A 12,666-nucleotide genomic window follows, 5' to 3' on the forward strand; every position below is an offset into this window, starting at 1 on the left:
GAATCTAAAAAGCAATACACCAACCGCAGGAGTTAAAGTCCGATACTTGCTGACAGTCAGCAATTTTCTGGCCAAGCTCCTTTTTGGCTCCCTGCTATTGTTACACTTTTCAAAAAATGCCCGCACCCGGAAATGGCCCCCGCCCTGCGCTGGCAGGTAGCGCAGAATTCAGGCCCCGTTGATTCCCAACCAGTTTACTTTGGTGCATGACCACTGCACCCATTCGCACCGCCCTGCTGGCCTACGGCATGTCGGGCAAGCTTTTTCAAGCCCCGTTTCTGGCCGCCCACCCCGGGTTTGACTTGCTGGCCGTGGCCGAGCGCACCGAAAAGCGCATGTACCTCGATTACCCCAGCATCCGTAGCTACCCGAGCGTGGCCGACGTGCTGGCCGACCCTACTATTGAGCTGGTGGTGGTGAACACGCCCAGCAACACCCACTTCGAGCTGGCCCAGCAAGCCCTGCGCGCCGGCAAGCACGTGCTACTGGAAAAGCCCGTGGCCACTTCCGTGGCGCAGCTGCAGGCGCTGGTGGCGCTGGCTCGGGAAATGGGCTGCCACCTCCTAGCTTACCAAAACCGCCGCTGGGACAGCGACTTTGGTGCCGTGCGCCGCGTGGTCGAAAGTGGGCAGTTGGGCCAGCTCATCGAAGTGCACTTTCGCTTCGACCGCTACAAGCCGACCCTGCACACCAAGAAATTCAAGGAAGAGCCCCTGCCCGGCAGCGGCCTGCTCTACGACCTGGGCCCGCACCTCATCGACCAGGCCATCAGCTTGTTTGGGCAGCCGCTCGGCCGCCACAAGACGGTGGGCCGGTACCGGGCCGGCAGCCGCGTCGATGACTTTTTTACGCTACACCTGCGCTTCCCGCACAACCTGAACGTGTGGCTGACCTCCGGCCTGCTCATCGCCGACCCCGGCCCCGCCTACATCCTGCACGGCACCCTGGGCAGCTACCAAAAAGGCCGCACCGACCCGCAGGAAGCCCAACTGCTCCAAGGCACTTCGCCGCTGGCACCCGACTATGGCCACGAAAAGCCCGGCCAGGAAGGCCGCCTCACCCTCGCCGCCCCCGACGGGAGCCTCACTACCACCCCGGACCCCGCCTCCCCCGGCGACTACATGCACCTGTTTGAAGCCGTATTCCAGACCATTCGCCACGGCGCCCCCTACCCCATCCGCGAAGAACAGCTGCTCTGGCAAAACGAGCTATTGGAAAGCGCCCCGGATTTTGGGCCTGAAGCCTAGCCCGTCGTGGGCAGCTGGAATACACTAACTGAACTCTTCAAACGCACTTAGTATTGCCCAACCTGCCCCGGCTCTTGTAGCTGCATGCGGCAGGGATGGGGCAACGTGCGTTACCTGGTCGGGAAATGCCAGCTCGCCTGAAAATTGGGTTGGCCTACCGAGCCAAATGAGTAGCGAAAAGCTATTAACCACCTGATTACGGCGATGGTGCGAGCTTTTTTGGCGGCTAGCCAGCTTAAGCCAAGGGCGTTTACTGTAAGAATAGTGCGGACTATCAGGCTATTACAATATTTTGCATATATCATATAAATATTGTTCCTTTGGTGAGATTATATTCTTGCCCTATGCCTCAGCTCAGTCACTTGCCAGAAGCTCCTCTACCGAGCCTCACTTTCTGCCCAGTAACGTGCCGAACCGGCTCTTCGCTGCTGCGCGGCCGCCTCAAGCGGGCCCTAAGCGCCGAGGAAGTCACCAAAACCTGCGAAGTGCTGCTGGCAACCGCTACACGCCGGCGCTGCCGCTACTGGCTGCTGGACGGACGAGAAAGCTCAAACGCCCAGCCGCCTCAGCTACATGAGTGGCTGGAGGAAGATTATTTCCCCCGGGTGCGGGCCCAGTTGGGGCACCCCCCGTGCATCGCCCTGCTGGTAGCTCCATCCCTGTGGCAGGACTTGCCCAAGCTGGGGCAGGAGCCCGTGAGCGAATGGCCTACCTGGGCTGCCCGCGTAGGCTGGTTTAAGGAGGAAGAGCCCGCTTTGGCCTGGCTACAGAAACATGGGGCGCACGAGCGGGAGCGCCAGCGCCTGCTAGCCGCCTCTACCGGCACCGCCAGCACCTGGCGTGGAGAGCAACTGCGCTTCAACTTCTAAGCGTATTCACTTTAATCTCGGTGAGCTGCTTTCGTTACTGAGGAAGGCTTGTGTCTTCAGAAAGCAACTGCAGGCGTGGTGCTACGGCAGCACCAGCCGGCTGCCCAGCGCCCGCTGCAAATCCGGCAAATCATAGCGCTGCAGTACTCCCGGCAGCACCTCCGAATACACATCCTTGGCCGTGGGTTGGGCTAGTAGTTGCTGATATGAGCGGGGCGGTTGCTCTACCACGACGCGGGCGAAAGTGGGCCAAATAAACGCGGCATGCAAGGCGGGCCCCACTGCCCGGCCTCTGGCCCTCATTTCCATGGGCAGGCCAGACAGCTGCGTTTGGTTGCGCACGAACATTTGAATTGAGTTCAGGTCCTCTACGCGTTGGGCCAGCAGCGGGCGGCCTATGTGCAGGGCCAGCAGGGCGTTTCGGTACTCGCGGTTGTAATATTTGGGGTCGTTGAACGCCGCGGGGTCGGTGGTTTCGCCCAGGCCGCGCAAGTCGGCCAGCAGCACGGCCGTGCCCTGGCGCAGGTAGGCTTGCACCTGCGCCGCGCTGTCCAGAATAGTGGCCTTCCCCGCGTCAGGCAGCCAGATAAGTACCCGCGTGGGGCGCACCGAGGCAGGCGGCATGGCTAGCAGCGCTGGCAGCGGCGGCTCGCCTTCGCGGCGCAGAATCAACTTTCGCAGCACGAGGCCGTTGCGGCGCACGGTATCAAGCAGCGCCATGGACAATGGCCGGCCATCTGCGCTGGAGGAAATGTTCAGTTCCCGGCGCACCAGCGCCCCTATGGCTTCCGGCGTGGCGGCGGCACGGGCTGGGGCCAGCTTCTGCGCGGCCGCCAAATGTGCGGCGGCTAAGGTCACTTCGTTGGGGAAAGCAGTATTGACCTGGCCGGTGGCCGTGCAGCGCAGTTCTTTCTCAGACAACGTGGCTAAGGCGCCTTCCCGAATTGGGCTGGCATCGCCATAAAACCACCGCCGGAACCAGGCCACCGCGGCCTCCCGTTTGGGCTGCGAGATGCCGTGCCCGTCGTCGTAGGTGAATAAGTTGAGCTGGTTGGGGTGGCCCAGGGCAGTGTATACGCGCCGGGTTTCGGCCGTGGCGGCTTCTATTTGGGTATAATCCACAAAATCGTAGCGGCCGGCCAGCACCAGCAAGGGCTTGGGGGCAAACATGATGGGCCAATCGGCCAGGTCGAGGCAGGCGCGGCCGGCACCGGGCAGCTGCACGCAGCCATCGGCGGGGCCAGTGAGCTCCAGGTTGCGCTCGCCGCTGGCCACGTAGCTGCACAGCGCCGCTACTTTCATCCGCTTCTCCAGGGCCATGAAGTAGGCCGTTTGGGTCGCACCCCCGGAATTACCCAGGCAGCCCAAGCGTGCGGTATCCACCTCGGCGCGGGTGAGCAGGTAATCGAGGCCGCGCTCGTTGTCCCAGAACTGCTCGGCCGGTACCGTTTCGCCCAGTAGCGCCGCATCAGCGTTAAGCAAGGTGTGTTCAGTGGTGCCGCCTCGGGCCAGGGGCTTGCCGGCCGCGTCGGTGAGCTGCATGCGCTCGCCCTGCGAAATGGGGTCAATCACCAGCACTACAAACCCGTGCTGCGCGAAAAGAATAGCCGTTTTTTGGTACGATACTGTGGCTTTGGCCTCCTGCTCGTGCCCACAGAACAGCAGCACGCCGGGCTTCTTGCCTTTGCCCGCGGGCACGTAGAGGTTGGCCGTTACGTGGTGGTTTGGGGTGCTTTCGTAGATGATTTTTTCGATGCGGTACTGGTCGCGCGTGAGCTTGCCAGTGACCTGGGCCCGCAGCGGGGTGCGCGTCGGCAGCGGTCCCAGTACCCGCCGGAAGCGCGCCCGCACGCTGTCGCGGTACGCCGCCGCCCCGGCTGTCGACTGTGCGGCCCGGTCCAGTTCGGCGGCGCGTGACGCGTACTGCGCATGCATTTGCTGCAGCAAGTAGGTGCTCAGCGTGGCGGGCGCTTTCCAGTCCAGCACGTTAGAGCTGGGCTGTTGGGCGCGCGCCGAATAGCCCGTGGCCAGGGCCACTAGAGCAAGCAAGAGGGCCTTGGCACGCATAGTATCGGCCTTATTTCGTCGCTTTGCAGCGCAGCTCCTCCACCAAATCGGCAGAGCCCACGAAGAGTGGGGCGCGCTGGTGCAGGTCGGAAGTCGGGTGCACGTCGAGCACCAAATCGGCCCCGGTCACGGCCACGCCTCCGGCCTGCTCAATGAGGAAAGCCAGCGGAAAGCACTCGTAGAGCAGGCGCAGCTTGCCGCCGGGCTTGTCCACGGTGGGCGGGTAGAGGTAGATACCGCCCGTGAAGAGGTTGCGGTGATAGTCGGCCACCAGCGAGCCCACGTAGCGGGCCGTAAGCCGGCGCTCCTTGCAAGTAGTGAGGAAGGTGCGCACGAACTCCGGGTAATCAAACCAGTTGCCTTCGTTGCAGGAAAACACCGGGCCCTGGCGGGGGATTTTGATGTCGGGGTGCGAGAGAAAGAATTCGCCCAACGAGTTTTCGTAGGTGAAGCCCGCCACGCCGTGCCCGGTGGTGTACACCAGCATGGTGCTGGAGCCATACAGGACGTAGCCGGCTGCTATCTGCGCGCGGCCGCCCTGTAGGAAATCTTCCTTTCGGGCCGGCCCCCCAATGCGCGACACGCGGCGGTAAATACCGAAAATGGTGCCGATGCTCACGTTTACGTCAATGTTCGAGGAGCCGTCGAGCGGGTCGATGGCCACCACGTACTTGCCGTTCACGTTGCCCGTCTGGATAATATCCTCGTCTTCTTCCGACAGCACAGCGCAGGCTTCGCCGCCGTTGGTGAGGGCGCGGACAAAGCGGATGTTGGCTTCCACGTCGAGCTTTTGCTGGTTTTCGCCCTGCACGTTTTTCTCGCCCATGGCCCCCGTAATGCGGGAAAGACCCGCCCGGTTTACCTCGCGGTTCACAATTTTGCCGGCCAGGGCAATGTCGCGCAGCAGCTGCGACAGCTCGCCCGTGGCATAGGCAAACTCCGATTGCTTGCGCATGATGTAGCGCTCCAGCGTGATGCCTACCGGAGTAGCCAGCGTGTTTTCAGTGGTCTGAGACATGGGTGGGATTTGGATAGAGCGGAGCTAAGTATGATAAGGCAAACCAGTAGTCAGGCAGTCATGTAGAGCGCCGCAAAGCATCTTGTCCTCGCCATTTGTCATGGTGAGGCAGGAAGCATCTTATCGCCGCTGAACGATTTGTTCTGACTTGATAAGATGCTTCGCGCTGCTCAGCATCACAGACGATTGATTGAATTACTTGAGCACGCGAGATGCTTGGCTACGCCGACCATCGGTTCGCGTCGCCCTGCATGACAGTGCTTTCCGGCTAGTATGGGCCTAAGAAGCCTGTTTTTGCGACTGCCACAGCACCACCTGCCAGCCTTTGTGTTTGTCCTTCACCTGCACCACCACGTATTTGAGGTGGGCTACGTTGGGCGTGCCATCGGGCTTGTTGGGCTGGTAGATGATGATTTGGCCATTAACCACCGCCGTTTTGCCGTCGTTGTAGGCGCGCACGTTGAGGTTTTCCACTTCGATTTTGTCGTACACGCTTTTGCCGTCGCGGATGCTCTGCAGATACTCCGTTTTGTTGTTCTGCTTGCCGTTGGAGTGCGTGTAAATCAGGTCGTCGGAAAAGACTTTTTCCAGAAAGGCGTAGTCCTTTTTCACCTGAGCCTCAAAGCGCTGCCGCTCCAGGGCCTCCACTTCTTTGGCGGCTTTGTCGTTTTTGTTATCGGTGGGGTGAGCTACCGCGGAGAGGCCGAGCACCAGCAGTGCAAAGGTTAAGAATCGTTTCATCGGAAGGGCTAGCACTAAGCTGCGGGTTGGTTGGGTTCTTCGTCGAGGGTGATGGGCTCCATGCGCGGCACCAGGGTGAACATCAGGACCCAGGCCACGAGGTAAGCCGCGCCGCAGATGAAGAACATGATGTAGTAGGCCTTGTCAATCTGCCCGATGCTTTCGTAGTGCACAAACATGCGCTTCTGCACCAGCGCCGTGAGGGCAATGCCGCCCAGGCCACCCGCCATGCCGCCAATGCCCGTGACCGAGCCCACGGCCCGCTTCGGAAACATGTCGGATACGGTGGTGAAAATGTTGGCACTCCAGGCCTGGTGCGCCGCCGCCGCAATGCCGATGACGAACACCGCCAGCCACATGTTCATGTGCCCCAGCCACTGCGCAAACACTATTGGGAACACGCAGCAGGCAATGAGGAGCATCGAGGTTTTACGGGCCTGAAACGCCGGCATGCCGCGCCGGATGAAGCCCAGGGGCAGGTAGCCGCCGCCCACGCTCCCGATGCTCGACAAGATGTATACCGCCGCTACCGGCAGGGCAATGGCCGTGCCCTTGAGGTTGTATTGCTTGCCCAGAAAATCGGGCAACCAGAACAGGTAGAACCACCAGATGGGGTCGGTGATGAACTTGCCAATCACGAAGGCCCAGGTTTGCCGGAAGGTGAGCAGCTTGCCCCACGAGGCCTTGGGCTTTTCTTCGGTCACGCCTTCGGCCGGCAGGCCCACCGGAATGTCGGCGTTGATGTAATCAAACTCAGACTTGGTGAGGCGGGCGTGCTTGGCGGGCGTTTCGTAGAAATACATCCACAGCACCAGCCAGATAAAGCCCAGTGCGCCCGTAATGATGAAGGCCCATTTCCAGCCGATGGTTTCGGCAATGAGCGGCACGGTGAGTGGCGCCACGATGGCGCCCACGTTCGAGCCCGAGTTGAAGATACCCGTAGCCAGCGCCCGCTCCCGCTGCGGAAACCACTCGGCCGTGGTTTTGATGGCGGCCGGAAAGTTACCGGCCTCCGTGATGCCCAAAAAGCCCCGTGCAATGCCGAAGCCAAATGTGCTGCTCACCAGGGCGTGGCCCATAGCGGCCACACTCCACAGAGCAGTGGAAAGGGCGTAGCCCAGTTTCGTACCCAGCTTGTCGATGATGCGGCCGGCGCCCACCATGCCCACGGCGTAGGCAAGCTTGAAGGCAATTTCAATGTTGGCGTAGTCGCCCGAGTTCCAGTGAAACTCCGTTTCCAGGTACGGCTTCAGCAGCGAGATAACCGCCCGGTCGAGGTAGTTGATGGTGGTGGCAAAAAACACCAGAGCGCAGATGGTCCAGCGGAATTTGCCCATGACGGCATTGGCGGAGGCCAGCGGGGAGCCGGGCAGCGCTTGGGCGGAAGTTGGCATCATCGAGTTTGGGAATTTAAGAACGGGTACTCGGGCAGCACACACTCAAGAAGAACGTCATGCTGAGCGCAGTCGAAGCATCTCTACCTCAATAGCAAATATTTACTTACACGGTAGAGATGCTTCGACTGCGCTCAGCATGACGTTCCTCCAACTTACTAATTCTTTTTCAGCGTTTCGACGAACTGCATCAGCTCGCTAATGCTGGCGGACAGCGCGTCGGTATCATCGGCATTCTTGAACAGCTGCGAGCCCATGCCCACGGCGTTCACGCCCGCCCCAAACCAGGCGCTAACGCTCTCGCGGGTGGGCTCCACGCCACCCGTCACCATCAGCTTGATGTGGGGAATGGGGCCGCGCAGGGCTTTCACATAATCAGGCCCGACGATGTTGCCGGGGAAGATTTTGACCACGGCCGCCCCCAGCTGGCTGGCGTTGTAAATCTCGGTGGGCGTGAGCGCGCCGGGCAGCCACGGTATGTTGTGGGCGCGGCACACCTCGGCTACTTCGGCCGTGGCGCAGGGCTGCACCACAAAGGCGGCGCCGGCCGCGATAAACTGCTCGGCCTGCTCGGCCGTGAACAGCGTGCCGATGCCCAGCACCATATCGGGGCAGTTTTCCTGCGCGTAGGCCTGGAGCTGCGTGAATACTTCGAGGGCGTTGCCGCCGCGGTTAGTGAATTCAAACACCCGAATGCCGCCCGCGTAGCAGGCCTGCAGCATGCGCTGGGCATACGCCGCGTCGGCGTGGTAGAACACGGGCACCACGGGGTAGCGCAACAAAGTTGCTAATGTATCGGCGGCGGAGACTGTCAGTTGAGCCATTATCTGTAAGTGAGCTTTAGCGCAGCAAGCGGCCGCTGGTGTTGCCTTTCATGATTTCTTCCACCTCGGCCACCGTCACTAAGTTAATGTCGCCGTGGATAGTGTGCTTGAGCGCCGACGCCGCCACGGCGAAGGTCAGGGCCTGTTGCGGGTTGTTGTAAGCCAAAGAACCGTAGATGAAACCCGCCATGAAGGCATCGCCCCCGCCAATGCGGTCCACGATGGGGTTGATGTCGTAGGTGAGGGTTTCGAGGAACTGCTTGCCGTCGTAAAACAGGCCCTTCAGGCCATTGTGCGAGGCGCTGTGGGTGTTGCGGCGGGTGGTGATGACCTGCTTGATTTGCGGGAAGCGCGCCATCACCTGCTGGGCTACCGACACAAACTTGTTGTCGGTGCCGAGCAGCGGCTGAATGCCGAACAAGTCCTCGGCGTCGTTTTCGGAGCACACCACCACGTCGCAGCCCTCCACCAGTTCCGACATCACGGCTTGGGCCGTTTGGCCGTACTGCCACAGGTTGCGGCGGTAGTTCACATCGGCCGAGACGGTGATGCCCAGGCGGCGCGCGGCCGCGATGGCCTGGCGCGTGGCCTCGGCCGTGCTGGCCGAGATGGCGGGCGTGATGCCCGTCCAGTGCAGCCAGCCAGCGTTTTTCAGGATTTCATCCCAGTTGAAAGCCGCGGCATCGAGGTGGGCAAAAGCTGAGTTGGCGCGGTCGTACACCACCTTGCTGGGGCGCATCCCCGCTCCTACTTCCAGGAAATACAGCCCCAGCCGGTCGCCGTTGAATACGGTGGCGTCCATGTTCACGCCCAGGGCGCGGAAGTGCTGGGCAGCCGCCTGGCCGAGGTCATTGGCCGGAAAGCAAGTAACGTGCGCGGCGGGCACGCCCAACCCCGCCAGCGAAGCGCCCACGTTGGCGTCGCCGCCGCCGTAGGTGATTTCCAGACTGGGAGTTTGGGCGAACCGGTAGTTCAGCGGCGGCGCGAGCCGCATCATGATTTCGCCGAACGTGACAACTTGCTTCATTTAGTGGGTAGTTAAGGTCTTGAATTTCATCACTTCATCTGTCATGCTGACGAAGGAAGCATCTTATCAGGTTAGCTCAATTCGTTCAGCCGGGAGAAGATGCTTCGCTAGCTCAGCATGACAGACGAATTTGTTCGCTACTGAACAGTGGCAGCGACTGGCGCCGCTTGAGCTACTTCGCCGAAGCCAAAGTACTCCTTGGCGTTGCCGTAGCAAATATTTTGCACGGTGCGGCCCAGCAATTCCAGGTCGGCCGGCAACTCGCCGTTTTCCACGTCGTTGCCGAGCAAGTTGCAGAGCACGCGGCGGAAATACTCGTGGCGCGGGTACGAAAGAAAGCTGCGCGAATCGGTGAGCATCCCCACGAAACGGGGTAGCAGGCCCATGTTCGAGAGCGAGTTGAGCTGTTTTTCCATGCCGTCCTTCTGGTCGAGGAACCACCAGCCGGAGCCGAACTGCATCTTGCCCGCCACCGAGCCGTCGTTGAAGTTGCCAATCATCGTGGCAATCAAGTCATTGTCGGCCGGGTTCAGGTTGTAGATAATGGTCTTGGCCAGCTTGTTCTGCCCGTCGAGGCGGTCCAGGAACGTGGAGAGGGCGCGGCCCTGCAGGAAGTCGCCGATGGAATCCCAGCCCGTGTCGGGGCCCAGTTCGCGGAGCATGCGCGAGTTGTTGTTGCGCAGCGCACCCAAGTGGTATTGTTGCGTCCAGCCTTTTTCCCAGTCCATTTCGGCCAGCAGCACCAGCATGGCCGATTTAAACTGGTTGTTCTCGGCCAGCGTCAGCTCGCTGCCGCCGCGGATTTTGCTGAAGATGGCATCCGCTTCCGCCGCGGTATAATCGGCGGCATAAATCTGCTCGAGGCCGTGGTCCGACAAGCGGCAGCCCACGCTGGCAAAGAAGTCGTGCCGGCGGCGCAAGGCCGTTTCCAAATCGGCGAAAGTGCGGATGTCCACCGCGGCCACGGGGCCCAGGCGGTCGAGGTAGGCGTTGTAGCTGGCGGCATCGTCCACGGCCATGGCCTTGTCGGCCCGGAAGGTGGGCAGCACGCGCACCTTGAAGCCCGAGGCCGCGAGGGCCTGGTGGTGTTCGAGGTTATCGGCGGGGTCGTCGGTGGTGCAGAGGGTTTCCACGTTCATCTTGCGCAGCAGGCCGCGCACCGAGTACTCGGGGGTTTGCAGCTTGGCGCTGCACTCGTCATAGATGCGGCGGGCGCTGTCCTTGTTCAGCAGCTCCGTGATGCCGAAGTAGCGCTGCAGCTCCAGGTGCGTCCAGTGGTAGAGCGGGTTGCGCAGGGTGTAGGGCACGGTTTCGGCCCACTTCTCAAACTTCTCCCAGTCCGAGGCATCGCCGGTGATGTAGCGCTCGGGGATGCCGTTGGCCCGCATGGCGCGCCACTTGTAGTGGTCGCCGTAGAGCCAGATTTGGGTAATGTTCTCAAACTGCTTGTCCTCGGCTATCTGGTCGGGCAGCAGGTGGTTGTGGTAATCGATAATGGGCATCTGCTTCGCGTACTCGTGGTAGAGCATGCTGGCCGTGGCCGTCTGAAGCAGGAAGTCGTCGTTGAGAAAGGGCTTCATAAATTCAATAGCCTAAAGAGAACGTCATGTCGAGCGCAGCCGAGACATCTCGCATGCGTCGTTGCAATTATTTTAATTACTTCCTTGAGCGAGATGTCTCGGCTGCGCTCGACATGACGTTCTATATGAAAATCCAGCTTATAAACTCACCCCGCGCTTCCACGGAATGAAGTCGGTTTGGTCGTGGCGCACGGCGGCAACTTCCTCGCCGCTGGCCACCCGAATGACGTAGTCGAGGATGCGCTCGCCGGCCTGCTCGATGGTTTCTTCGCCGTCAATCACCGTTCCGGTGTTCACGTCGATGATGTCGGGCATGCGCTTGGCCAGGGCTGTGTTGCTGGCGATTTTCACCACCGGGGCAATGGGGTTGCCGGTGGGCGTGCCCAGGCCGGTGGTAAACAGCACGATGTTGGCGCCAGAGCCAACTTCAGCCGTGGTCGATTCCACGTCGTTACCGGGCGTGCACAGTAGGTTCAAACCCGGCTTGGTCACCAGCTCCGGGTAGTCGAGCACGGCTACCACGGGCGAAGAGCCGCCCTTGCGGGCTGCCCCGGCCGATTTCATGGCGTCGGTAATCAGGCCGTCGCGGATGTTGCCCGGTGAAGGGTTCATGTCGAAGCCCGAGCCCACGGCCACGGCGCTGTCGCCGTACGCTTTCATCAGGCTGCTGAATCGTTCGGCGGTGGGTTGGTCCACACTGCGGTCCACGAGTTCCTGCTCCACGCCGCACAGTTCCGGGAATTCGGCCAGGATAACCGAACCGCCCAGTGCCACCAGCATGTCGGATACGTGCCCCAGGGCCGGATTGGCCGAAATGCCCGAGAAGCCATCGGAGCCGCCGCACTCCAGCCCAATATTGAGCTTGGACAGTGGCGCCGGCTCGCGGTGGGCTTGGTTGGCAATCATCAGGCCCGCAAACGTCTGCCGCAGGGCCGTGCTGATGAGGTTTTCCTCGGTGCCCAGCTTCTGCTGGTCCAGGATGTAAAGCGGCTTGCTGAAGTGCGGGTCGCGCTTCGCAATTTCGTCCTGCAGCATGGTGGCCTGCGCATTCTGGCAGCCCAAGCTGAGCACGGTGGCACCTGCCACGTTGGGGTGCGTGATGTAGCCGGCCAACAGGCCGCACAGCGTCTGGGCATCCTGGCGGATACCGCCACAGCCGCCCTCATGCGAAAGGAAGCGGATGCCGTCTACGTTCGGGAAAGGGCGCTGGCTGCGGGCCGTGTCTTCGGCCGCTTCGAGGTCGGTGCTCAGGATTTCTTCGATGGACTTGCCGGCCTGCATTAGGCTCACCAGCTTGCGGGTTTCGGGCTGGTAGCTTTTGCGGCGGCCGTAGCCCAGGTCCGTTATCAGGGCATCCTGCAGCACCTGGATGTTGCGGTTTTCGCAGAACACCAGCGGGATTACCAACCAGTAGTTGGCGGTGCCCACGCGGCCATCGGCGCGGTAGAAGCCCTGGAAGGTGCGGTTTTGCCAGGCACTCACGTCGGGCGCCTGCCAGGTGGCGCGCTGCTGGGCGTGCTCGTCGTAGCTGTTGGTGGCGTGCTGAATGTTGGCCGTGGTGAGGCGGCCGCCGGGGCGGATGGCCTCGCGCGCGGTGCCTACCAGCACGCCGTACATGGTCACGGGCTGGCCGGGGCTCAGGCCCAGGGGCGCGAGCTTGTGCTTGGCCGGAATGGCTTCAGTAACGGTCACAAACCCATTTTCCCACGGCACTTCGGTGCCGATGGGCAGGTCCACGAGGGCGACCAGCACATTGTCGGCGGGGTGAATACGGGCTACTTGGTGCTTCACGGGTGAGTTAGAGTTTAGATAGACTGTCATGCTGAGCGCAGCCGAAGCATCTCGCGTGCAGCAGTAATCCAGATGATTGCAACGAAGCGGGCGAGATGCTTCGGCTGC

The 12,666-nt window shown here is 61.4% G+C and carries 10 protein-coding genes; 2 read left to right on the top strand and 8 right to left on the bottom strand.

What is annotated here, in order from left to right:
• Positions 1 to 206: 206 nt before the first annotated feature.
• Positions 207 to 1,247, top strand: coding sequence for a Gfo/Idh/MocA family oxidoreductase (locus tag AUC43_RS01880; RefSeq protein ID WP_068189098.1), 1,041 nt, complete (start codon positions 207 to 209; stop codon positions 1,245 to 1,247).
• A gap of 344 nt (positions 1,248 to 1,591) precedes the next feature.
• Positions 1,592 to 2,116, top strand: a complete 525-nt coding sequence (locus AUC43_RS01885; protein WP_068189101.1) for a hypothetical protein — start codon at positions 1,592 to 1,594, stop codon at positions 2,114 to 2,116.
• A gap of 81 nt (positions 2,117 to 2,197) precedes the next feature.
• Here the strand turns inward: AUC43_RS01885 and AUC43_RS01890 are convergent, their stop codons facing one another.
• The 8 genes from AUC43_RS01890 to AUC43_RS01925 form a co-directional block, all read right to left on the bottom strand.
• Positions 2,198 to 4,183 carry an alpha/beta hydrolase family protein gene (locus tag AUC43_RS01890; RefSeq protein ID WP_157780884.1) on the bottom strand — a complete coding sequence of 662 codons (1,986 nt, stop codon included), beginning with the start codon at positions 4,181 to 4,183 and terminating at the stop codon, positions 2,198 to 2,200.
• A gap of 10 nt (positions 4,184 to 4,193) precedes the next feature.
• On the bottom strand, positions 4,194 to 5,201 hold the full coding sequence (gene fbp, locus AUC43_RS01895) for a class 1 fructose-bisphosphatase (RefSeq protein ID WP_068189109.1): 1,008 nt from the start codon (positions 5,199 to 5,201) through the stop codon (positions 4,194 to 4,196).
• Between the two features lie 279 nt (positions 5,202 to 5,480).
• On the bottom strand, positions 5,481 to 5,942 hold the full coding sequence (locus AUC43_RS01900) for a nuclear transport factor 2 family protein (protein ID WP_068189112.1): 462 nt from the start codon (positions 5,940 to 5,942) through the stop codon (positions 5,481 to 5,483).
• A 14-nt stretch (positions 5,943 to 5,956) separates the two neighbouring features.
• A complete protein-coding gene (locus tag AUC43_RS01905) occupies positions 5,957 to 7,339 on the bottom strand; it encodes an MFS transporter (RefSeq protein ID WP_335340907.1) in 1,383 nt (460 codons plus the stop codon).
• A 155-nt stretch (positions 7,340 to 7,494) separates the two neighbouring features.
• Positions 7,495 to 8,160: a beta/alpha barrel domain-containing protein gene (locus AUC43_RS01910; protein WP_068189115.1), complete on the bottom strand. Its 666-nt coding sequence runs from the start codon at positions 8,158 to 8,160 to the stop codon at positions 7,495 to 7,497.
• Positions 8,161 to 8,176: 16 nt separating this feature from the next.
• Positions 8,177 to 9,187 (bottom strand): sugar kinase, encoded by a 1,011-nt coding sequence (locus AUC43_RS01915; protein WP_068189118.1) that lies wholly within the window; start codon positions 9,185 to 9,187, stop codon positions 8,177 to 8,179.
• A 137-nt stretch (positions 9,188 to 9,324) separates the two neighbouring features.
• A complete protein-coding gene (uxaC, locus tag AUC43_RS01920; RefSeq protein WP_068189121.1) occupies positions 9,325 to 10,767 on the bottom strand; it encodes a glucuronate isomerase in 1,443 nt (480 codons plus the stop codon).
• 138 nt (positions 10,768 to 10,905) lie between these two features.
• Positions 10,906 to 12,558 (bottom strand): UxaA family hydrolase, encoded by a 1,653-nt coding sequence (locus AUC43_RS01925; RefSeq protein ID WP_068189123.1) that lies wholly within the window; start codon positions 12,556 to 12,558, stop codon positions 10,906 to 10,908.
• Positions 12,559 to 12,666: the final 108 nt, after the last annotated feature.

The sequence above is a fragment of the Hymenobacter sedentarius genome, from assembly GCF_001507645.1.
Lineage (GTDB): Bacteria > Bacteroidota > Bacteroidia > Cytophagales > Hymenobacteraceae > Hymenobacter > Hymenobacter sedentarius.